Source organism: Actinomadura rubteroloni, assembly GCF_002911665.1.
In the GTDB taxonomy this organism is placed as follows: domain Bacteria; phylum Actinomycetota; class Actinomycetes; order Streptosporangiales; family Streptosporangiaceae; genus Spirillospora; species Spirillospora rubteroloni.
The window spans coordinates 283,518-308,027 of the sequence record NZ_MTBP01000003.1; the positions used below are offsets into that span (position 1 = coordinate 283,518).

Genomic DNA, 24,510 nt, shown 5'->3' on the forward strand with positions numbered 1-24,510 from the left:
GCGCGTCGGGTCACCGCCGGACGAGGCGCGCGGGAGGGTTTCGGGGAAAGGGGACGAAAAGGTCCTGAGTGCTGTCGTCGCGTTTCTTGGATCGCTGCCCCGACGACCGTCTCCGGTCGCCTTCTCGGGCGTCCTGCACCACCCCTCCGACCGGGAAAGTACCGCTTGATGTCGTCCCTGGAGCACGTTCCTCTTTCGGCCGCTCAGCAGAGTGTGTGGTACGCGCAGCAGCTCAATCCCGAGGTGCCGATCTGCATCGCGCAGTACATCGAGATCGAAGGGCCGCTCGACCCCGCTCTGTTCGACGCGATCGGGCGGATGGCGGCACGCGAGTTCCCCAGTCTCCAGTTGCGGCTGGTCGAACGCGACGGCGTTCCCTATCAGGTTCTCCCGGACGACCCGCAGACACCGATCCTTCTCACGGATTTCTCCTCCGCGCCCGATCCCGAAGCGGCGGCACGGGAGTGGATGCGCGCGGACATGGCGCGTCCGATGGACCTTTTCGGGGAACGGCTGCACCATCTCGCCGTCCTGCGCCTCGGCCCGGAACGCCATTTCTGGTATCTGCGCGCCCACCACATCACGGTGGACGGCTTCGGCGGCGCGCTCGTCAACTCCCGCATGGCCGAGCTGTACACGCTGCTCGCGGGCGGCGGCGCGTACGCCCCGGAGGAGCGGGGCGACTACCGGGCGCTGCTGGCCGAGGACGCCGCCTACCGCGCGTCGGAGAAGTTCGACCGCGACCGCGCCTACTGGACCGAGCGGTTCGCGGACCTGCCCGAGATCACCGGCCTGTCGGACCGGACGGCCGCGCCCACGATGGACTTCGTCCGCAGCAGCACGACGCTCGGCCCGGCCGACAGCGGCGCGCTCGCCGCCGCCGCGCGCCGCCTGCGCACCGCGACGCCGGGCCTGGCCATCGCCGCGACCGCCGCCTACCTGGCGCGGACGACCGGGAACCCCGAGGTCGTCCTCGGCCTCGCGGTGACCGGCCGCACGACCGACCTCGCGCGCCGCACGCCGACGATGATGTCCAACATCGTCCCGCTGCGGGTGACCGTCGACCCGGACCTGACGGTGGCGGAGCTGACCCGCGCCGTCTCCCGCGCGACCGCCCGCGCGCTGCGCCACCAGCGGTACCGGCTGGAGGACCTGCTCCGCGACCTGAAGCTGCTCGGCGAGCGCCGCCGCCTCTACGCCGCGACGATCAACATCATGCCGTTCGACTACACGGCGGACTTCGCGGGCGCGACCGGCCGCGCGCACCCGCTGGCGCTCGGGCTCACCGAGGACATGGCGTTCAACGTCCACGACGGCCTGGACGGGCGCGGCACCCGCGTCGACCTGGACGGCCACCCCGAACTCCACACCGCCGGGGAGATCGCCGCGCACCACGCCCGGCACGTCCGGTTCCTGCGGGCGATGGCCGCCGCCGACCCGGCGTCGCGCGTCGGGGACCTCGACCCGCTGGACGGCGCCGAGCGCGCGAACGTCCTGACCGGCTGGAACGCGACCGCGACCCGGCGGCCCGCGCGGACCGTCCTTACGGCGTTCGCCGCGCGGGTCGCCGCGGCCCCGGACGCGCCCGCCGTCGCGACCGTCCCCGGCGAGGAGCCCGAACGCGTCCTCGGCTACGCGGACCTGGACCGCCGCGCCAACCGCCTCGCGCACCGGCTGCGCGGGCTCGGCGCGGGGCCGGAGACGCCCGTCGCGGTGCTGCTGGAGCGCTCGCCGGACGTCGTGACGGTGTCGCTCGCGGTACTGAAGACGGGCGGTTATTACGTCCCGGTCCACGCCACGTTCCCGGCCGAGCGCGTGGCGTGGCTGCTGCGCGACACCGGCGTCCGGGTGCTCGTCTGCGACCGCGCGACGCTCGCCGCCCGGCCGTGGCTCGCCGACGCCCGCCACGCCGGCGTCACCGTGCTCGTGCTGGACGACGACGCCTGGGCCGCCGACGAGCCCGACCACGAGCCCGACGTCGCGGTCCACCCCGACTCCCTCGCCTACGCGATCTTCACGTCCGGCTCGACCGGCACCCCGAAGGCGGTCGGCGCCCGGCACCGCGACGTCGTGGAGATCGCCACCGACGGGCGCCTCGCCGAAGGCCCCGGAGACCGGCACCTCCTGCAGTCCCCGCACGCGTTCGACGCGTCCACGCTGGAGATGTACGGGCCGCTGCTCGGCGGCGGCACCGTGGTCGTCCCGCCGGACGGCGCCCTGGACGCCGCCGAACTGGAACGCGTGATCGCGGCGGGCCGCGTCAGCCACCTGTTCCTCACGACCGCGCTGTTCAACCTGGTCGCGGCCGAGCGCCCGGCCGCGTTCGCCCCGGCGCGCGTCGTGCAGACCGGCGGCGAGGCCGCGTCCGCCGCCGCGCTCGCCCGGGTGGCCGCCGCGTGCCCGGACACCCGCGTCTCCAACGTCTACGGCCCGACCGAGACGACCACCTACGCGCTGGAGCAGCCGCTGGCGGGGCTGGACCTCGCCGCGCTGCGGACCGTCCCGATCGGTTCGCCGCTGGACGACACCCGCGCCTATGTCCTGGACGCGGCGCTGCGTCCCGTCCCGCCCGGCGTGACCGGCGAGCTGTACATCGCGGGCTCGGGCCTGGCGCGCGGCTACCTGAACCGGCCCGCGCTGACGGCGGGCGCGTTCGTCGCGTGCCCGTTCGGTGCGCCCGGCGAGCGCATGTACCGCACCGGGGACCTCGTCCGCTGGTCCGTCGCGGTGCCGGGCTCGCTGGAGTACGTCGGACGCGCCGACCAGCAGGTGAAGATCCGCGGGTTCCGGATCGAGCTGGGCGAGATCGAGGCGGCGCTCGTCCGGCGGCCGTCGGTGGCGCGGGCGGCCGTCGTGGCGCGCGAGGACGAGCCCGGCGTCAAGCGCCTCGTCGCCTATGTCGTCCCGGACGGCGAACCGGTCGATCCGGGCGAACTGCGCGCGGCGGTCGGCGCGTCCCTGCCGGAGTACATGGTCCCGGCCGCCGTGGTCGCGCTGGACGCGCTGCCGCTCACCCCGAACGGCAAACTCGACCGGCGGGCGCTGCCCGCCCCCGACTACGCGGCGGCGTCCGGCGCGGCCCGGCCCTACCGCGCGCCGCGCACGCCCGCCGAGACCGTCCTGTGCGACCTGTTCGCCGAGATCCTCGGACTGGACCGGGTCGGCCTGGACGACGGGTTCTTCGACCTCGGCGGCGACTCGATCATCGCGATGCGGCTGGTGTCGCGGGCGCGCCGCGCGGGCCTCGCGATCTCGCCCCGCGAGGTGTTCCAGCGGCCCACGGTGGACGAGCTGGCCGCCGTCGCCCGCCCGCTGGACGGCGCCGTCCCCGCCGCGCCGGACACCGGGCTCGGCGCCGTCCCCGCGACCCCGATCCTGCGCTGGTTCCGCGACCTCGGCGGCCCGGCGGACGGGTTCGCGCAGAGCGTCCTGCTGCGCGCCCCGGCCGGGCTCGGCGCCGAACCGCTGACGGACGCGCTGCGCGCCGTCCTGGACCACCACGACGCGCTGCGGCTCGTCGCGCGTCCCGACGGCACGCTGGAGGTCCCGCCGCCCGGCGCCGGGACCGCGTCCGTCCGCCGGGTGGACGTCGCCGGGCAGGACGCCGAAACGCTCGCCGCGACCGTCGCCGCCGAGCGCGCCGCCGCCCGCGCCGCGCTCGACCCGGCGGCGGGCGACAACGTGCGGCTCGTGTGGTTCGACGCCGGGGACGCGCCCGGACGGCTCCTGCTCGTCGTCCACCACTTCGCCGTGGACGGCGTCTCCTGGCGGATCCTCGTGCCCGACCTCGTCGCGGCGTGGGCGGCGCTCGCGTCCGGCGGCACGCCGGCCCTCGACCCGGTCGGGACGTCGCTGCGGGCCTGGGCGCGGCGCCTGGCCGACGAGGCCGCCGCCCGCACCGGCGAGCTGGACCTGTGGCGCGGCGTCCTCGCCGGGGACGCGCCCCCGCTCGGCGACCGCCCCCTCGACCCGGCGGTGGACACCCACGCCACCGCCGTCCGGTTCACCGCCGAGCTGGACGCCGAGACGACCGGCGCGCTGCTCACGGCCGTCCCCGCCGCGTTCCACGGCCGCGCCTCCGACGTGCTGCTCACCGGCTTCGCCCGCGCGCTCGCGGGCTGGCGGCGGGCGCGCGGCCAGGCCGCCGGGTCCGTTCTGCTCGACGTGGAGGGCCACGGCCGCGAGGACGTCTTCCCCGGCCTGGACCTGTCCCGGACGGTCGGCTGGTTCACCAGCAAGTACCCCGTCCGGCTGGACGCGGGCGACCCCGCCCCGGCGGCGTCGCTGAAGCGGATCAAGGAGACGCTGCGCGCGATCCCCGACAACGGGCTCGGCTTCGGCCTCCTGCGCCACCTGAACGCGGACACGGCGGCCGAGCTGGCCGCACTGCCCGCGCCCGAGATCGTCGTCAACTACCTCGGCCGCGTCGCCGAGGCCGACGGCGACTGGAGCGTCGCCGACGAGCCGGGCGCGCTCGGCGGCGGCGCCGACGGCGCGCTGCCGCTCGGCCACGCGCTCGCCGTGGACGCCGTCGCGCAGGACGGTCCGGGCGGCCCGCGCCTGGTCGCGACCTGGACGTTCGCGGGCGCCCTGCTCGCCGAGGCCGACGTCCGGGAACTCGCCGCGCGCTGGACCGCCGAGCTGCGCGCTCTGGCCGCCGTCGCGGGGGAGGGCGGGCACACGCCGTCGGACTTCCCGCTCGTCGCGCTGGACGCCGCCGCCGTCGCCGACCTCGAGCGCGCCCATCCCGCGCTGACCGACGTGTGGCCGCTCGCGCCGCTCCAGCAGGGCCTGTACTTCCACGCGCTGCTGGACGCCGCCGCGACCGACGTCTACACCGGCCAGCTCGTCCTGGACCTCGCGGGCGACCTGGACACCGCCGCGCTGCGCGCCGCCGCGCAGGCCCTGCCCGCCCGGCACGCGCCGCTGCGCACCGCGTTCACGCAGGCCGCCGACGGCGAGCCCGTCCAGGTCGTCCTGCGCGACGCAGCCGTGGACTGGCGCGAGGACGCCTGCGACGAAGCGGGCCTCGCCGCGCTCATGGACGCCGAGCGCACCCGCCGCTTCGACCTCGCCCGGCCGCCGTTCCTGCGGTTCGTGCTGGTCGCGCTCGGGCCCGGCCGGTACCGGCTCGTCCTGACGTTCCACCACATCGTGCTGGACGGCTGGTCGGTGCCGTCGCTCGCCGCCGAACTGCTCGCGCTCTACTGCGGCCAGGAGCCGCCGCGCGCCCCCGCCTACCGCGACCACCTGGTGTGGCTGGCCCGGCAGGACCCCGCCGAGGCGGGCGCGGCGTGGGCGCGGGCGCTGGACGGCCTGGAGCACGGCACGCTCGTCGCCCCGGCCGCTCCCGCGACCGCCCCCGGCCTGCCCGGCAAGGTGAAGACGCTGCTGCCCGCCGCGCTGTCGGACGGCCTCGCCGCCACCGCCCGCGCCCACGGCGTCACCGTCAACACGGTCGTCCAGGCCGCGTGGGGGCTGCTGCTCGGCCGCCTGCTCGGCCGCGACGACGTGGTGTTCGGCGCGACGGTGTCGGGCCGTCCGCCCGAGCTGCCCGGCGTGGAGCGGATGGTCGGGCTGTTCATCAACACGCTGCCGGTGCGGGTGCGGCCCCTGCCGGAAGAGACAGCCGGGGACCTCCTCGTCCGGCTCCAGGGCGAACAGGCCGACCTGTTCCCGTACCACCACCACGGGCTCGGCGACATCCAGCGCGCGGCCGGGACTGGCGCGCTGTTCGACACCATGACGGTGTTCGAGAACTACCCGCTGGACTCCTCGCTGCTGAACGCCGAGTTCGGCGGCGTCCGGCTCACCGGCGCGGACCTGCTCGACGCCACGCACTACCCGCTGACGCTGGACGCGGTGCCGGGGGAGCGGCTGCAACTGCGGCTCGGCTACCGCACCGACCTGTTCGACCGCGCGACCGCCGAGGCGCTCGTCGCGGAACTGCTCGCGCTCGTCACGGCGGTGGTCGAGGACCCGTCCCGTCCGGTGTCCGGCCTCGCGCTGACGGACACGGCCCTGGCCGCCCGGTTCGCCGCGCCCGAGCCCGCCGCGCGGACGGTCAAGAAGCTCGTCGCCTACGTCGTCGCCGCGCCCGGCGCGACCCTCGACCCCGAGGGGATCCGCGCGCACGCCCGCGCGCACCTGCCCGAGTCGATGGTCCCGGCGGCGGTCGTCGTGCTGCCGGAGATGCCGCTGACGCCGAACGGGAAGGTCGACACCAAGGCGCTGCCCCGGCCCGTCCTGACCGTCCCGCTGCGGCCCTACCGCGCGCCGCGCGACGAGCGGGAGGCCGCGATCGCGGCGGTGTTCGCCGACCTGCTCCGCGCCGACCGGGTCGGGATCGACGACGACTTCTTCGAGCTGGGCGGCGACTCGCTCGTCGCGATGCGGATCGTCGGACGCGTCCGGCGCGCTCTCGGCGTGGAGCTGCCGGTGCGGGCGCTGTTCGAGGCGCCGACCGTCGCGGGGCTCGCCGCGCTCGCGGGCACCGGCCCGGCCCGGCCCGCGCTGACGGCCCGGGAGCGCCCGGCCTCGGTGCCGCTGTCGTACGCGCAGCAGCGGTTGTGGTTCCTGCACCGGTTCGAGGGGCCGTCCGCGACGTACAACGTGCCGGTCGCGCTGCGGGTGCGCGGGGCGCTGGACCTCGACGCGCTGCGCGCCGCGCTCGGGGACGTCGTCGCGCGGCACGAGGCGCTGCGCACGATCCTGCCCGACGACGGCGGGGTGCCGCGCCAGGTCGTCCTGGACGCGGCGGCGGCGCGCCCTGCCCTGCGGATCGCCTCCGCCACCGAGCGGGACCTGCCGGTCAAGCTCGCGACGGCCGCCGGGTACACGTTCGACATCTCCGCCGAGCCGCCGCTGCGCGCCCACCTGTTCCGGCTTTCGGACACCGAACATGTCGTGTTGTTGCTGCTGCACCACGTCGCGGGGGACGGCTGGTCGATGGCGCCGCTGGCCCGTGACCTCATCGGCGCCTACGTCGAGCGGGCCGCCGGACGCGCGCCGCAGTGGGCGCCGCTGCCCGTCCAGTACGCGGACTACACGCTGTGGCAGCGGGAGCTGTTCGGTTCCGAGGACGACCCGGAGAGCCTGATCGCGCGGCAGATCGCCTACTGGCGGGACGCGCTGGCGGGCCTGCCGGAGGAGCTGCCGCTGCCCGCCGACCGGCCGCGTCCCGCCGAGGCGTCCTACCGGGGCGCGACCGCGCGGTTCACGCTCGGCGCCGACGCGCACCGCGCGCTGCTCGCGCTCGCCCGGGAGACCGGCGCGAGCCCGTTCATGGTCGCGCGGGCCGCCTACGCGGCGCTGCTGACGCGGCTCGGCGCGGGCACGGACGTCCCGGTCGGGTCGCCGATCGCGGGCCGCACCGACGAGGCCCTGGACGACCTGGTCGGCAACTTCGTCAACATGCTCGTGTTCCGGACCGACACGTCCGGCGACCCGTCGTTCCGCGAGCTGATCGCGCGGGCCCGCGAGACCGACCTCGCCGCGTACGCGCACCAGGACGTCCCGTTCGAGCGGCTGGTCGAGGTCCTGAACCCGCCGCGCCACCTCGGCCGCCACCCGCTGTTCCAGGTCGGGCTGACGTTCCAGAACAACCCCGAGGCGCGGCTTGACCTGCCCGGCTTCACCGCCGAGCCCGAGCCGCTGCACGCGGGCGTCGCGCGGTTCGACCTGCTCATGGTGCTCACCGAGCGGCCGGACGGCGCCGGGATCGACGGCGAGCTGGAGTACGCCCTCGACCGCTACGACGCCGCGACCGCCGCGACGATCGTGCGGCGGTTCGAGCGGTACCTCGCGGGACTGCTCGCCGACCCGTCCGCGCGGATCGGCGCCGTGGACGTCCTGGACCCGGCCGAGCGCGCGACGATCCTCACCGACTGGGCCGGCGGGACGGCCGCGCCGGACGCGGCGACGACGATCCCCGCGCTGTTCGAGGCGCGTGCGGCGGCCTGTCCGGACGCCCCGGCGGTGACGTTCGAGGGCGTCACGCTGACCTACGGCGAGGTCGAGGCGCGGGCGAACCGGCTCGCGCATCTGCTGGCGGGGCGCGGTGTCGGGCCGGAAGGGTTCGTGGCGCTGGCGCTGCCGCGTTCGGCGGATCTGGTCGTGGCGATCCTGGGTGTTCTGAAGGCCGGGGCGGCGTATGTTCCGGTCGATCCGGACTACCCGGCCGAGCGCATCGCGTACATGCTGGACGACGCCGCCCCGGCGCTCGCGGTCACCGTGTCCGGCGCGGACGCCGCGCTGCCGGCCGGCCTGCCGCGCGTCCTGCTCGACACGGTGGCGGCCGACGAGTTCCCCGCCGCGAAGCTGACGGACGCGGACCGAACGGCGCCGCTGCGTCCGGACCATCCGGCGTACGTCATCTACACGTCCGGTTCGACCGGACGTCCCAAGGGCGTGGTCGTCCCGCACCAGAACGTGGTGCGGCTGCTGTCGTCCACACGGGAGTGGTTCGACTTCGGCCCGGACGACGTGTGGACGCTGTTCCACTCCTACGCGTTCGACTTCTCGGTGTGGGAGCTGTGGGGCTCGCTGCTCAACGGCGGTCGCCTCGTGGTCGTGCCGTACCTGACGTCGCGGTCGCCGGACGACTTCCTGACGCTGCTGGTGTCGGAGCGGGTGACGGTGCTGAATCAGACGCCGTCGGCGTTCTACCAGCTCATGGCGGCCGACCGGGAGAATCCAGGGCTGGATCTGGCGCTGCGGTACGTGGTGTTCGGCGGTGAGGCTCTCGAACCGGGCCGTCTGGCCGACTGGTACTCCCGGCACGCCGACGACACGCCGCGCCTGGTCAACATGTACGGCATCACCGAGACCACGGTCCACGCGTCGTACGTGGAACTGGACCAGTTCTCGGCGGAGACCGCGTCCGGCAGCGTCATCGGCATCGGCATCCCCGACCTGCGGACCTATGTGCTGGACGACCGCCTTCAGCCGGTCGCGCCGGGCGTCGTCGGCGAGCTGTACGTGGCGGGCGCGGGGCTGGCGCGCGGGTATCTGAACCGTCCGGGGCTGTCGGCGGAGCGGTTCGCCGCCGATCCGTACGGCAAGCCCGGTACGCGGATGTACCGGACGGGCGACCTCGCGCGCTGGGACAGGTCCGGGACGCTCGAATATCTCGGCCGCGCCGACCAGCAGGTCCAGTTGCGCGGGTTCCGGATCGAGCCGGGCGAGATCGAAGCGGTCCTGGCCCGGCACGAGACCGTCACCGACGTCGCCGTGATCGTCCGCGACGACCGCCTGGTCGCGTACGCCGTCCCGGCGGACGGCGCCGTGATCGACGCCGCCGGGCTGCGCGCGTTCGCCGGACGGCACCTGCCCGTCCACATGGTCCCGGCGGGCGTGGTCGAGCTGCCCGTGCTGCCGCTGACCGTGAACGGCAAGCTGGACCGCCGCGCCCTGCCCGACCTCACGGTCGAAGTCTCGGCGCGCACGCCGGGCACGCCCGAGGAAGAGATCCTGGCGGGTCTGTTCGCCGAGGTGCTGGGCCTGGAGCGGGTCGGGGTGGACGACGGGTTCTTCGACCTGGGCGGCGACTCGATCATCGCGATCCAGCTCGTCTCCCGCGCCCGCCAATCGGGCTTGGTCATCTCGCCCCGCGACGTCTTCCAGCACCAGACGGTCGAAGCGCTCGCGGCCGTCGCGCGCCCCGCCGGCGTGGACGAGACGGTCGAGACCGAGCCGCCCGGCGCGGGCGAGGGACCCGTCCCCGTCACACCGATCGTCGCGTGGCTGCGCGACCGCGTCGGCGGCGACGCCGCGCGCGTCGCCGCGTACACCCAGGCCACGATGCTCGTCACCCCGCCCGGCCTGGACCACGACGCGCTGGTGGACGCCGTGCGGGCCGTCCTGGACCGCCACGACGTGCTGCGCCTGCGCCTGGATGTCGAGGACGGCGCGTGGCGCCCGTTCGTCCGGCCCGCCGGGGACGTCCCGGCCGCGCCGCTCGTCACCCGCGTGGACGCGCAGGGCCTCGACCCCGACAAGCGCGCCGCCGTGATCGCCGAGCAGGCCGCCGCCGCCCGCGACCGCATCGACCCGGTCGCCGGGACGACGCTCCAGATCGTCTGGTTCGACGCGGGCGAGGAGCGCGGACGGCTGCTCGTCGTCGCGCACCACCTCGTCGTGGACGGCGTGTCCTGGCGGATCCTGCTGCCCGACCTCGTCGCGGCGTGGACGGGCGCGCCGCTCGAACCCGTCCCGACGTCGTTCCGCCGCTGGGCGCAGAAGCTCACCGCGCAGGCGTCCGGCGCGGAGCTGACCGGCGAACTCGACACCTGGCTCGACCTGGTGGACGGCCCGCCGCAGCGCCTCGCCGACCGCGACGCGCGCACCGCGACGGCCGACCGCGCCGTGTCGCTGACCGTCGACCTGCCCGCCGACGTGACCGGTCCGCTGCTCACCGACGTGCCCGCCGCGTTCCACGGCCGCGTCAACGACGTCCTGCTCACCGGCCTCGCGCTCGCCGTCGCGCACTGGCGGCGCCGCCGGGGCGGACGCGGCACGAGCGTCCTGCTGGACCTGGAGGGCCACGGCCGCGAGGACGTCGTGCCCGGCGTGGACCTGTCCCGGACGGTCGGCTGGTTCACCTCGCTGTTCCCCGTCCGGCTCGACGCGGGCCCGGCGGACTGGGCCGACGTCACGGCGGGCGGCGCCGTCGCCGGCACGGCCGTGAAGCGGGTGAAGGAGCAGCTCCGCGCGGTGCCGCGCAACGGGATCGGTTACGGCCTGCTGCGGTACCTCGACGACGAGACCGCCGGGGAGCTGGCCGACCTGCCGTCCGCGCAGCTCGCCTTCAACTACCTCGGCCGCGTCGCGCCCGGCGCCGACGGCGCGGACTGGAGCCTCGCGCCCGAGGAACCGTCCGCCGGGGACGACCCGCGCATGCCGTTCGCGCACGCCGTCACGGTCAACGCGCTCGCCCGCGACCTGCCCGGCGGCCCCGAGCTGCGCGCGACCTGGACCTGGCCGGACGGCCTGCTCGCCGCCGCCGACGTCCGCGACCTCGCCGCCGCGTGGTTCGCCGCGCTGCGCGGCCTCGCCGCGCACGCCGGGGCGGGCGCCGCCGGGGGCTTCACCCCGTCCGACCTGCTGGTCGACCTGGACCAGAGCGAGATCGACACCTTGCAGGACGCGTGGAGGAGCCGAGAGTGAACCGGGGCGACCTGGAGGACATCCTGCCGCTGTCGCCGCTGCAGCAGGGCTTCTTCTTCCACGCGGTCTTCGACGCGGACGCGCCGGACGTCTACACGGCGCAGCTCGTCCTGGACCTCGCCGGGCCGCTGGACGCGGGCGCGCTCCGCACGGCCGCCGCGACGCTGCTGCGCCGGCACGCGAACCTGCGCGCCGCGTTCTGGCACGAGAACCTGTCCAAGCCCGTCCAGGTGATCCCGCGCGCGGTCGAACTGCCGTGGGAGGAGATCGACGCCGACCGCGCCGAGGCCGACGCGGTGGTGGCGCGCGAGCGGGCCCGGCCGTTCCCGGTGACCGAGCCGCCGCTGCTGCGGTTCGTGCTCGTCCGGCTCGGCGCCGAACGGCACCGGCTCGTCTTGACGCATCACCACATCCTGCTGGACGGCTGGTCCACGCCCGTCCTCGCCACTGAGCTGTTCGCGCTCTACCTCCAGGGCGGCCACGACGCCGGGATGCCGCGCGTCACGCCGTACAAGAACTACCTGGCCTGGCTCGCCGGGCAGGACCGGGACGCGGCGCGGGCGGCGTGGCGGCGGGCGCTGGACGGCCTGGACGAACCGAGCCTCGTCGCCCCCGAGGCGGCCGGGCTGCCGCCGGTCCCGCCGGAGCGGGCCGTCACCGCGCTGGACGAGCGGCTCGCCAAGAAGCTCACCCGCGTCGCCCGCCGCCACGGCGCGACGCTGTCCACGCTGCTCCAGGCGGCGTGGGGCGTCGTGCTCGGCCGGACGCTCGGCCGCGACGACGTCGTGTTCGGCGCGACGGTCTCGGGCCGTCCGCCCGAGCTGCCCGGCGTGGAGCAGATGATCGGGCTGTTCATCAACACGCTGCCGGTCCGGGTGCGGTTCCGTCCCGGTGACACGCTCGGCGACCTGCTCGAACGCCTCCAGGACGAGCAGACCGAGCTGCTGCCGCACCACCATCTCGGGCTCACCGACATCCAGCGCGCGGCCGGGCACGGCGGCCCGCTGTTCGACACGATGACGGTCCTGGAGAACTACCCGTTCGACCCGGATGCCATGGACGGGTCCCTGAACGGCGTTCGCATCACGGCCGCCGACGCCTACGACGCGACGCACTTCCCGCTGTCGTTCGTCGCCGCGCCCGGCCCGGAACTGCAACTGCGTCTGCACTACCGGCCCGACGTCTACGCGCGCGACACGGCCGAGGCGCTGCTCGCGCGCGTCCGGCGCGTGCTGGAGGCCGTCGCCGCCGATCCCGGCACGCCGATCGGCGCGCTCGCCCTCGCCGGGCCGGGCGACCTGGCCGCGCTCGCCGCCTGGAACGCCACCGGCACCGCCGGACGCCCCGGAACGCTCGCCGACCTGTTCGCCGAGCGCGCCGCCGCGACACCGGACGCGGTCGCGCTCGTCGCGGGGGACACCGCGCTCACCTACGCCGAGCTGGACGCCCGCGCGGCCCGGCTCGCGGGGGAGCTGGCCGCGCGCGGCGCGGGCCCGGAGGACCGGGTCGCGGTCGTGCTGCCGCGCGTCCCGGAGATCGTCGTCGCGATCCTGGCCGCGCACAAGGCCGGGGCCGCCTACGTGCCGATCGACCCGGCGTATCCGGCCGAGCGGATCGCGTACATGCTGGACGACGCGCGTCCCGTCCTGACCGTGACGGCCGGCGATCTCGTCCCGGACGCGCCCGGCCGCCTCGCGCTGGACGACCCGCGCGACGACGCGCCGCCCGCGCCCCCGAGCGGCGTCCGGCCGGGCAACACCGCGTACGTCATCTACACGTCGGGCTCGACGGGGCGTCCGAAGGGCGTCGCGGTGTCGCACGCGGCCGTCCTCGCGTACTACACGGCGCACCGGACGGCGTTCTTCGACCCGGCCGTCGCGGCGGCGGGCGGCCGGCGCCTCCGCTTCGCCCATCTCGCGTCGTTCTCGTTCGACACGTCGTGGATGGGCCTGCTGTGGATGTTCCACGGCCACGAACTGCATCTGATCGACGACCGGACGCGCCGGGACGTCGAGGCGTTCGCCCACTACGTCGCCGAGCACCGCGTCGACCTCATCAACACCACGCCCTCGCATCTGCAGTCGTTGCGCGAGTCCGGCCTGCTCGAACCCGACGGCCGTCATCTGCCCGCGCACCTGCTGCTCGGCGGCGAGGCGGTCGGCGCCGCGCTGTGGGACGAACTGCGCGCCCTGCCCGGCGTCGAGGCCCGCAACTTCTACGGCCCGACCGAGGCGACCGTGGACGTCCTCGACCACCGGTTCGCCGCCGCCGAGCGCCCGGCGATCGGCGCGCCGCACCCGGGCGTGCGCGCGTACGTGCTGGACGCGGCGCTGCAACCCGTCCCGCCCGGCGTCCCCGGCGAGCTGTACCTGGCGGGCGGCCAGCTCGCGCGCGGCTACCACGGGCGGCCCGGCGCGACCGCCGAGCGGTTCGTCGCCGACCCGTTCGGCGCGCCCGGCGACCGCATGTACCGGACGGGCGACCTCGTCCGCTGGACCGGCGACCCCCGGATCGCCGAATACCTCGGCCGCGCCGACGACCAGGTGAAGATCCGCGGCTACCGGGTCGAATTGGGCGAGGTCGAGAGCGTCTTCGCCGCGCATCCGGACGTCGCGCAGGCCGCCGTCGTGGTCCGCGACGACCGGCTCGCCGCCTACGTCGCGCCCGCCGGACTCGACCCGGCCGCGCTGCGCCGCCACGCCGCCGCGCGCCTGCCCGAGTACATGGTGCCCGCGTCGGTGACCGTCCTGGACGCGCTGCCGCTCACGGTCAGCGGCAAGGTGGACCGCCGCGCGCTGCCCGCGCCGGACGCCGCCGAGACCGCCGGGCGCGGCCCGCGCACCCCGCAGGAGGAGATCCTGTGCGGGCTGTTCGCCGACGTGCTCGGCGTCGCGCGGGTCGGCGCGAACGACTCGTTCTTCGACCTCGGCGGCGACTCGCTCACCGCGACCCGGCTGGTCAGCCGCGTCCGGTCGGCGTTCGGCGCGGAACTGCCGGTGCGGGCGCTGTTCGAGGCGCCGACCGTCGCGGGGCTGGCGGCCCGGCTCGCCGAGGCCGCCGGGACGGCCCGGCCGCCGCTCGTCCCGGCCGTCCGGCCCGACGCGGTGCCGCTGTCGCACGCGCAGCGGCGGCTGTGGTTCCTCGACCGGTTCGAGGGGCCGTCGGCGACGTTCGCGATGCCGGTCGCGCTGCGGCTGCGCGGCGCCCTGGACGCGGCGGCGCTGGACGCGGCGCTCGGCGACGTCGTGGCCCGGCACGAGCCGCTGCGGACGATCTTCCCGGACGCGGCGGGGACGCCGCGCCAGCTCGTCCTGGACGCGGCCACGGCCCGTCCGCCGCTGGTCGTGGCCGAGACGGACGCCGATCGGCTGCCCGGCGCGCTCGCCGCCGCCGTCGGGCAGGGCTTCGACCTGTCGGTGGAGCCGCCGCTGCGCGCCCGCCTGTTCCGGCTCGCCCCCGAGGAGCACGTGGTGCTGCTCGTGCTGCACCACATCGCGGGGGACGGCTGGTCGATGGCGCCGCTGGCGCGGGACCTGATCGTCGCCTACGCGGCCCGCGCGGACGGACGCGCGCCCGAGTGGACGCCGCTGCCCGTCCAGTACGCCGACTACACGCTGTGGCAGCGGGAGCTGTTCGGTTCCGAGGACGACCCGTCCAGCCTGATCGCGCGCCAGATCGCCTACTGGCGGGACGCGCTGGCGGGCCTGCCGGAGGAGCTGCCGCTGCCCGCCGACCGGCCGCGCCCCGCCCGCGCGTCCCACCGGGGCGGGACGATTCCGTTCACCCTCGACGCCGACCTGCACGCCGGGCTCCGCGCCCTCGCCCGCGAGACCGGCGCGAGCCTGTTCATGGTCATGCAGGCCGCCTACGCCGCGCTGCTGACGCGGCTCGGCGCGGGCACGGACATCCCGGTCGGATCGCCTATCGCCGGGCGCACCGACGAGGCGCTGGACGATCTCGTCGGCATGTTCGTCAACATGCTCGTGCTGCGGACCGACACGTCCGGCGACCCGTCCTTCCGCGCGCTGATCGCGCGGGTGAAGGACACCGACCTCGCCGCCTACGCCCACCAGGACCTGCCGTTCGAGAAGCTGGTGGACGTCCTGAACCCGGCGCGGTCGATGGCCCGGCACCCGCTGTTCCAGGTCGCGCTGTCGTTCCAGAACAACCCCGAGGCGACGCTGGAGCTGGACGGCCTGACCGCCGCCGCCGAGCCGATGCCGCTCGGCGCCGCCAAGTACGACCTGTCCCTCTACCTGGAGGAACGCCACGCCGACGGCGCGCCCGCCGGGATCGACGCGCACCTGGAGTACGCGCTCGACCTGTTCGACGCGGCCACGGCGGCGTCGATCGCCGAGCGGTTCGCCCGGTTCGTCGGCGAGCTGGTCGCCGAGCCGGACGCGCCCGTCGGGACCGCCGAGATCCTGGAGCGCGCCGAGCGCCGCACGCTGCTGCGCAGGTGGCCCGCCGGTCCGGGCCTGCCCGCCGGGTTCGCGCCCCGGCTCGGCGCGGACACGATCCCGGCCGCGTTCGCCGCCCGTGCGGCGGCCCGTCCGGACGCCCCGGCGGTGACGTTCGAGGGCGTCACGCTGACCTACGGCGAGGTGGAGGCGCGGGCGAACCGGCTCGCGCATCTCCTGGCGGCGCGCGGCGTCGGGCCGGAGCAATTCGTGGCGCTGGCGCTGCCGCGTTCGGCGGATCTGGTCGTGGCGATCCTGGCGGTGCTGAAGGCCGGTGCGGCGTACGTCCCGGTCGATCCGGACTACCCGGCCGAGCGCATCGCGTACATGCTGGACGACGCGCGTCCCGCGCTCGCGATCGCCACGGCGGAGTGCGCGCTGCCCGACGGCGTCGAACGCCTGATCCTGGACGAGAGCCCCGAGAGCGGATACCCGGCCACCGCACCGGACGTCGCGCTGTCCCCGGACAACCCCGCGTACGTCATCTACACGTCCGGTTCGACCGGGCGTCCCAAGGGCGTGGTCGTCCCGCACCGCAACGTGATGCGGCTGCTGCGTTCCACCGAGCCGTGGTTCGACTTCGGCCCCGACGACGTGTGGACGCTCTTCCACTCCTACGCTTTCGACTTCTCGGTGTGGGAGCTGTGGGGTCCGCTGTTGTACGGCGGCCGTCTGGTCGTGGTGCCGTATCTGACGTCGCGGTCGCCTGAGGACTTCCTGACGCTGCTGATGTCCGAGCGGGTGACGGTGCTGAATCAGACGCCGTCGGCGTTCTACCAGCTCATGGCCGCCGACCGGGAGAACCCCGGACTGGACTTGGCGCTGCGGTACGTGGTGTTCGGCGGTGAGGCTCTCGAACCGGGCCGTCTCGCCGACTGGTACTCCCGGCACGCCGACGACGCCCCGCGCCTGGTCAACATGTACGGGATCACGGAGACGACCGTCCACGTCTCCCACCTCGCGCTGGACCAGGTGCACGCGGCGACGGCGTCCGGCAGCGTGATCGGCGTCGGCATCCCCGACCTGCGCGTCTACGTGCTGGACGACCGTCTCCAGCCGGTCCCGGCGGGCGTGGCCGGTGAGCTGTACGTGGCGGGCGCGGGCCTGGCGCGCGGCTACCTGAACCGTCCCGGGCTCTCGGCGGAGCGGTTCGTCGCCGACCCCCATGGCAAGCCCGGCACCCGGATGTACCGGACGGGCGACCTCGCACGCTGGAACACGGCCGGAAGCCTCGAATATCTCGGCCGTTCGGACCAGCAGGTCCAGTTGCGCGGGTTCCGGATCGAGCCGGGCGAGATCGAAGCCGTCCTGGCCCGGCACGAGACCGTCACCGACGTCGCCGTCATCGTCCGCGACGACCGCCTCATCGCTTACGCCGTCCCCGCCGAGGGCGCCGAGATCGACGCGCGCGAGCTGCGGACGTTCGCGAACCGGACACTGGCCGACCACATGGTCCCGGCCACGGTCGTGTCCCTGGACGCGCTGCCGCTCACCCCCAACGGCAAACTCGACCGCCGCGCGCTGCCCGCCCCCGACTTCGCCGCCCCCGCGTCCTCCCGCGCCCCGGGCACGGCCGAGGAAGAGACGCTGGCGGGTCTGTTCGCCGAGGTGCTGGGCCTGGAGCGGGTCGGCGTGGACGACGGGTTCTTCGATCTGGGCGGCGACTCGATCATCGCGATCCAGCTCGTCTCCCGCGCCCGCCAATCGGGCTTGGTGATCTCGCCGCGCGACGTCTTCCAGCACCAGACCGTCGAAGCGCTCGCCCGCATCGCGCGCCCCGCCGGCGAGACCGTCGAGACCGAACCGCCCGGCGCGGCCCTCGGCCCGGTCCCGCCGACGCCGATCCTGCGCTGGTTCACCGCCCTCGACGGCCCGACCGACGGCTACAGCCAGCGGATGCTGCTCCAGGTCCCGCCGGACCTGCGCGAGGACCGGCTCGCCGCCGCGCTGCAAACGCTGCTCGACCACCACGACGTCCTGCGGATGCGCGCCGACGGCGGCCGGTTCGAGATCCCCGGGCCCGGTGCCGTGACCGCCGCGACGCTCGTCCGCCGCGTGGACGTCACCGGCCTGGACGACGACGCGCTCGCGACCGTCCTGCACGACGAGTCCCTGGCCGCGCGCCGCGCCCTGGACCCGGCGAACGGGAGCAACGCCCGGCTCGTCTGGTTCGACGCGGGACCCGTCGCGTCCGGCCGCCTGCTGCTCACCCTGCACCACCTCGTCGTGGACGGCGTGTCCTGGCGGATCCTGCTGCCCGACCTCGTCGCCGCGTGGGCCGGGAGCGAGCTGGAACCCGTCCCGACGTCGTTCCGCCGCTGGGCGCAGCGGCTCACCGCCGCCGCCACCGACCCGGCCCGCGCCGCCGAACTGCCGCTGTGGGCCGAGATCGAGGCCGCGCCCGACCCGCTCCTGGCCGCCCGTCCGCTCGACCCCGCGCGCGACACGTTCGCGACGGCCCGGCACCTGACCGTGGAGCTGCCCGCCGACGTCACGGGCCCGCTGCTCACCGACGTGCCCGCCGCGTTCCACGGCCGCGCCAACGACGTCCTGCTCACCGCGCTCGCGCTCGCCGTCGCCGCGTGGCGGCGCGACCGGGGGACCGGCGACGACACGCCCGTCCTGCTGGACCTGGAGGGCCACGGCCGCGAGGAGATCGTCCCCGGCGCGGACCTGTCGCGCACGGCGGGCTGGTTCACCTCGATCTTCCCCGTCCGGGTGGACGCCGGGACGGTCGCCTGGGACGAGGTCGCCGCGGGCGGCCCGGCCGTCGGCACCGCGCTCAAGCGCGTCAAGGAGCAGCTCCGCGAGATTCCCGACAACGGGATCGGCCACGGCCTGCTCCGCCATCTCGGCCCGGCGGGCGCCGGGCTCGGCGCGCGGACGCCGCAGCTCGCGTTCAACTACCTCGGCCGCGCGGCGGCGGCCGACGGCGGCGACTGGAGCCCGGCCGCCGAGTCCGGCGCGCTCGCGGGCGGGCAGGACGACGCGCTCGCGCTCGTCCACGCGATCGAGGTCAACGCCCACACCCGCGACCTGCCCGGCGGCCCGGAGCTGACGGCCACCTGGACCTACGCGGGCGAGCTGTTCGCCGAGGCCGACGTCGCGGCGCTCGCCGCCCGCTGGACCGGCGCGCTGCGCGGCCTGGTCGCCCATGTCGCGGGTGCGGCGGACGGCCCCGTCGGCGGCTTCACCCCGTCCGACCTCGCGCTCGTCGAGGTCGACCAGGACGAGATCGACGCGCTCGCCGCCGAACTGGACGACGAATGGGAGCTGGACTGATGCCCGAGCCGAAGAAGGAATCGCAGCTCCAGGACATCTGGCCGCTCTCGCCGCTCCAGCAGGGCCTGTTCTTCCACGCCCGCTACGACGACGGCGACTCCTACACGGCGCAGCTCGTCCTCGAACTGCGCGGCGACCTCGACACGGGCCGGCTGCGCGCCGCCGCCGGGACCGTCCTCGCGCGGCACGCGAACCTGCGGGCCGGGTTCCGGCAGCGCAAGGACGGCACGCCCGTCCAGGTGATCCAGCGCCGGGTGCGCGTGCCGTGGGAGGAGATCGACCTTTCCGGCCGTCCGGACGCCGAGGCGGAGGCCGACGCCATCGCCGACCGGGAACGGGCGCGCGGCTTCTCCATGGCCAAGCCGCCGCTGCTGCGCTACACGCTCGTCCGGCTCGCCCCCCGGCGGCACCGGATGATCTTCACGAACCACCACATCCTGCTGGACGGCTGGTCGACGCCCGTCCTCCAGACCGAGCTGTTCGCGCTCTACCTCACCGGCGGCGACGACACCGGCATGCCGCGCGTCGCCCCCTACAAGGACTACCTGGCCTGGCTCGCGCGGCAGGACCGCCCCGCCGCCGAGGACGCCTGGCGCGCCGCCCTCGCCGGGGTGGACGAGCCGACGCTCGTCGCGCCGGGCGCGCCCGATCCGCCGGACGGCGCCGAGCCCGGCCGCGTCCGGCACCTGCTGGACCCGTCCGCCACCGCCGCGCTGACGGCCCGCGCCCGCGCGCACGGCGTCACGCTGAGCACGCTGCTCCAGCTCGCGTGGGGGACCGTCCTGTCGCGGCTCACCGGACGCGCCGACGTCGTGTTCGGCGCGGCCGTGTCGGGCCGTCCCGGCGAGCTGCCCGGCGTCGAGCAGATGATCGGGCTGTTCATCAACACGCTGCCGATCCGCGTCCGCGCGGACCCGTCCGCGACCGTCGCCGACGCCCTCACCCGGCTCCAGCGCGAGCAGGCCGACCTGCTCCCGCACCACCACCTGGGCCTCACCGACATCCAGCGGCTCACCGGCGCGGGCCGGCTGTTCGACACGATGACCGTCCTGGAGAACTACCCGTTCGACCCGGACCTGGAGGACGGCGGCGCGGGCACCGACCTCGGCGGCCTCACGCTGCACGGCGTCGGCGGCTACGACGCCTCGCACTACCCGCTCGCGCTCGCGGCCGTCCCGGGCGAGCGGCTGTCGCTGCGCGTCGACCACCGCACCGACCTGTACGACACGGCCGCCGCCGAACGGGTGATGCGGCGGCTGCTGCGCGTCCTCGACGCGATCGCCCACCGGCCCGACCTGCCGCTCGGCCGCGTCGACGTCCTCGACGCCGAGGAGCGCGGCCTGCTGCTGGACGCCTGGCAGGGCCGCCGCACCGAGGTCGCCGCGCCCCGCACGATCACCGGCCGGTTCAGCGCGCTGGTCGCCGAGCGGCCGGACGCCGTCGCGGTCCGCGTCCACGGCGGCGCGACCCTCACCTACGCCGAGCTGGACGCGCGCGCCAACCGCCTCGCGCACCGGCTGATCGGCCTCGGCGTCCGCCGCGACGGACGGGTCGCGATGCTCGTGGAGCGCTCGGCCGACGTCATCGTCGCGACCCTGGCGATCCTCAAGGCCGGCGCCGCCTACGCACCGATCCATGAGAGTTATCCCGACGACCGCGTGCAGTGGGCCGTGAACGAAGTGGACGCGCCCGTCCTCATCGTGGACGCCGCCACACGCGACCGGGTGCGCGACGTGTCCGCGCACGTGCTGGTCCTGGACGATTCCGCCGACCACCCGGCCACCGACCCCGGCGTCCCCGCCCACCCGGAACAGCTCGCCTACGTCATGTTCACGTCCGGGTCGACCGGGCTGCCCAAGGGCGCGATGCTCAACCACGGCGACGTCGTGGACCTGGCGATGGACGCCTGGATGCGGACCGGCGCGCACGACCGGGTGCTCGTCCACTCCCCGCACGCCTTCGACGCGTCCACGTACGAACTGTGGGCGCCGCTGCTCGCGGGCGGCACGGCCGTCGTCGCCCCGCCCGGACGGGTGGACACCGCGACCCTCGAACGCGTCATCGCCGCCGAGGACGTCACCGGCCTGTTCATCACGACCACGCTGTTCAACCTCGTCGCCGAGGAACGGCCGGAAGCCTTCGCGCGGCTGCGCGAGGTGCTGACCGGCGGCGAGGCCGGGTCGGTCGCCGCGATGCGCAAGGTCCTCGCCGCGTGCCCGGACACGGCCGTCGGGAACGTCTACGGGCCGACCGAGGCCACCACCTACAGCACGATCGTCGCGATGCGCGCCGCGCTCGCCGACCCCGCCGAGCAGGCGCCCGTCCTCGGGTTCCCGATCGACGGCGTGCGCGTGCACGTGCTGGACGCGGCGCTGCGGCCCGTCCCGCCCGGCGTGACCGGCGAGGCGTACGTGGCGGGCGCGGGCCTCGGCCGCGGGTACCTGCACCGTCCCGGGTTCACCGCCGAGCGGTTCGTCGCCGACCCGTTCGGCGCGCCCGGCGACCGCATGTACCGGACCGGCGACCTGATGCGCCGCCGTCCGGACGGAACCCTGGAGTACGTCGAGCGCGTCGACTTCCAGGTCAAGATCCGCGGCTTCCGCATCGAGCCGGGCGAGGTCGAGGCGGCGCTCGCCGCGCACCCGGGCGTCGCGCACGCCGCCGCGCTCGTCCGCGGCGACGGCGGCGTCAAGCGGCTGGTGGCCTACGTCGTCCCGGCCGGCGACCCCGTCGACCCGGTCGAGCTGCGCGCCCACGTCGCCGCCCGGCTCCCCGAGTACATGGTGCCCGCCGCGTTCGTCGCCCTGCCGACGCTGCCCACCGGACCCAACGGCAAGCTCGACCGCCGCGCCCTGCCCGCCCCCGAGTTCGGCGCCGCCGGCCGCGAGCCCCGCACCGAGCGCGAGGAGGCGCTGTGCCGGGCCGTCGCCGACGCGCTCGGCCTGGACCGGGCCGGCGCGGACGTCAGCTTCTTCGAACTCGGCGGCGACAGCGTCACCGCGCTCAAGCTCGTCACCCGCGCCAAGCAGGCCGGGATCGAGCTGACGCCGCGCGACGTGTTCACCCACCAGACCGTCGAGGCGCTGGCCCGCCTGGACGAGCTGGACGACGCCGCGCGCGGCCTCGGCTTCGAGGTCCTGCTGCCGATCCGGGCCGGCGGCTCCCGGCCGCCGCTGTTCTTCGTCCATCCGGCGGGCGGCCTGGCCTGGGGCTACTTCCGGTTCCAGCGCCACCTCGGCCCCGACCAGCCCGTCTACGGCCTCCAGGCCCGCGCGTTCACGCAGGACGAGCTGCCCGAGTCCGTCGAGGAGATGGCCGCCGACTACATCGAGCAGATCCGGGCCGTCCAGCCGCACGGCCCCTACCATCTCGCGGGCTGGTCGCTCGGCGGGCTCGTCGCCTACGAGCTGGCGCTGCGCTTCCGGACGGCGGGGGAGGACGTCGCGCTCCTCGCCATGATCGACTCCTTCCACGGCCTGGACCTGAACTCCGAGCGCCGCGAGGTGCTGCCCGAACTGCTCGGCGGGATCGGCGTCGACGCGTCCATGACCGACGAGAACGGCGAACCGGACGTCCCGCGCATCATGGCCGCGCTCGCCGAACGCGGCGACGCCCTCGCCACCCTGGACGAACGCAGCCTCCGCAACGTCTACCGCAACTACGCGGGCGGCATCCGGCACGCGGAGAAGTACGTCCCCGGCCGCTACCGGGGCGATGTGCTCTTCTTCACGGCCACGCGCGGACGCAAGGGCGGCGACCCCACCGGCGCCGAGAACTGGGGGCCGCTCGTGGACGGCGACATCGAGGACTACCCGGTGGACGCCGAGCACCACGCCCTCATGGAACCCGGCCCCGTCCGCGAGATGGGCGCCGTCCTCGCCGCGAAACTGGACAAACTTCACTCGGCGCGGCCCTGACCGGCCGCTACGCTGACACCGTCCGACCCCACCGGAAGAAGGAGCCCCCCGATGACGAACCCGTTCGAGGACCCCGAGGGCACGTACCTGGTGCTCGTCAACGACGAGGGCCAGCACTCGCTGTGGCCGTCCTTCGCCGAGGTCCCCGCCGGGTGGACCGTCGCCAAGTCCGAGGACACCCGCGACGCGTGCCTGGCCTACGTCGAGGAGAACTGGACCGACATGCGTCCGAAGAGCCTCGCCGAGGCGATGGGTGCCTGATCCCGCCCCCGTGGTGATCCCCGGCGTCACCGAGTGGGCGCTGGAGATGCTCGGCCCCGGCGACCTGCGGCCCGCGCCGCCGCCGGGGACCCCGATCGCGCTCAGCCGGGCGCGGCGGCCGTCCGCCGACGTCAGCCGCGCCCTCTACGCGGTCGTCGGCGCCCGCGTCTGCTGGACCGACCGGTTCGGCTGGACGCACGACGACTGGCGCGCCTGGGTCGACCGTCCCGAACTCGGCGTGTGGCTCGCCCTCGCCGACGGGACGCTCGCCGGGTTCTTCGAGATCGAGGCGCAGCCCGGCGGGGACACCGAGATCCACCTCGTCGGGCTCACGCCCGAGTTCGTCGGCGCCGGCAACGGCGGCCACCTGGTGACCGAGTGCGTCCGCCGCGCCTGGGAGCGCGGCCGGACCTGGGCCGAGCACACCGGCCCGGCCGCCCGCGTGTGGCTGCGCACGAGCACGCTCGACCACCCGAACGCGCTCGCCAACTACCGCCGGCGCGGCTTCCGCGTCGCGGGCGAGACGACGTTCGCCAAGACCGTCCCCGACCCCCGGTACGCGCCCTGGCCGCTGCCGCACGACCCGCGCGCGGCCCGCGTCCCGGCGGACCGTTCCGAACAGGAGCTCATCCCGTGACGTGGTTCCGCTGCACCGAACCCCGCCCGTTCGCCGCCGTCCGGCTGTTCTGCCTCCCGCACGCGGGCGGCTCGGCCGTCGCGTTCCGGTCCTGGCCGAAGGAGATCAGCCCGGCCGTCGAGGTCCACGCCGTCCAGTACCCGGGCCGCGCCGACCGCCTGCGGGACCCGCTCGTCCCCGACGCCGGACGCCTCGCGCGGCTCGTCGCGGGCGCCATGGCGCCGCTGCTGGACCGTCCGGCCGCGCTGTTCGGGCACAGCATGGGCGCGCTCGTCGCGTTCGAGGTGGCGCGGCTGCTGCAGGAGCGCGGGACGCCCGTCGCGCACCTGTTCGTCTCGGGCACGCGCCCGCCGCACGACCGCGACGACGAGAGCATCTCCGGCCTGGACGACGACGGGCTCATCACCGCCATGACCCGGCTCGGCGGGACGGACGCCGAGATCCTGCGGGACCCGGAGATGCGCGAACTCGTCCTGCCGTACGTCCGCAACGACTTCCGGCTCGTCGAGGAGTACCGGTACGCGCCCGAGCCCGCGCTGACCGCGCCCGTCACCGCGATCATCGGCGACGCCGACCACCGCGTGGACGAGCGCTCCGCCGCCCGCTGGGGCGAGCTGACCCCGGCGCCGTTCGCGCTGCGGGTCCTGCCCGGCGACCACTTCTACCTCGTCCCGCAGCAGTCCGCCGTGCTCGCCGAGATCCACCGGGGCCTCCACATCGACCCGTGACCCGACGGCCCGGACATCGCGGAGTCTTTACGGATACAGGGGTTTCCTGCGCAGGCCCT

At 75.5% G+C, this 24,510-nt stretch carries 6 protein-coding genes; all 6 read left to right on the forward strand.

All coding sequences use genetic code 11. The features are described 5' to 3' along the window. The first annotated feature begins 168 nt into the window (after positions 1-168). From BTM25_RS22575 to BTM25_RS22600, 6 genes are read left to right on the forward strand one after another with little or no spacing between them, the layout of a single operon-like run. Positions 169-11,166: a non-ribosomal peptide synthetase gene (locus BTM25_RS22575; RefSeq protein ID WP_103564991.1), complete on the forward strand. Its 10,998-nt coding sequence runs from the start codon at positions 169-171 to the stop codon at positions 11,164-11,166. Beyond that, the gene (locus BTM25_RS22580; protein ID WP_103564992.1) at positions 11,163-18,908 is read left to right on the forward strand and encodes a non-ribosomal peptide synthetase; all 7,746 of its coding nucleotides are present in this window, start codon (positions 11,163-11,165) and stop codon (positions 18,906-18,908) included. Before BTM25_RS22575 ends, BTM25_RS22580 begins: the two co-directional genes overlap by 4 nt. Next, complete coding sequence (locus tag BTM25_RS22585; RefSeq protein WP_103564993.1) at positions 18,908-22,825, forward strand: amino acid adenylation domain-containing protein; 3,918 nt, start codon at positions 18,908-18,910, stop codon at positions 22,823-22,825. The genes BTM25_RS22580 and BTM25_RS22585 overlap by 1 nt, the downstream gene beginning before the upstream one ends. A 51-nt stretch (positions 22,826-22,876) precedes the next feature. Continuing rightward, a complete protein-coding gene (locus BTM25_RS22590; RefSeq protein ID WP_103564994.1) occupies positions 22,877-23,086 on the forward strand; it encodes an MbtH family protein in 210 nt (69 codons plus the stop codon). Then, positions 23,079-23,723, forward strand: coding sequence for a GNAT family N-acetyltransferase (locus tag BTM25_RS22595; protein WP_235828575.1), 645 nt, complete (start codon positions 23,079-23,081; stop codon positions 23,721-23,723). The genes BTM25_RS22590 and BTM25_RS22595 overlap by 8 nt, the downstream gene beginning before the upstream one ends. Beyond that, a complete protein-coding gene (locus BTM25_RS22600) occupies positions 23,720-24,451 on the forward strand; it encodes a thioesterase II family protein (RefSeq protein WP_103564995.1) in 732 nt (243 codons plus the stop codon). Before BTM25_RS22595 ends, BTM25_RS22600 begins: the two co-directional genes overlap by 4 nt. Positions 24,452-24,510: the final 59 nt, after the last annotated feature.

Excerpts from the sequence above, each read along its gene's own strand:
- BTM25_RS22575 (WP_103564991.1), top strand. The coding sequence starts at position 169 with ATGTCGTCCCTGGAGCACGTTCCTCTTTCGGCCGCTCAGCAGAGTGTG.
- BTM25_RS22585 (WP_103564993.1), top strand. The coding sequence starts at position 18,908 with ATGCCCGAGCCGAAGAAGGAATCGCAGCTCCAGGACATCTGGCCGCTC.
- BTM25_RS22590 (WP_103564994.1), top strand. The coding sequence starts at position 22,877 with ATGACGAACCCGTTCGAGGACCCCGAGGGCACGTACCTGGTGCTCGTC.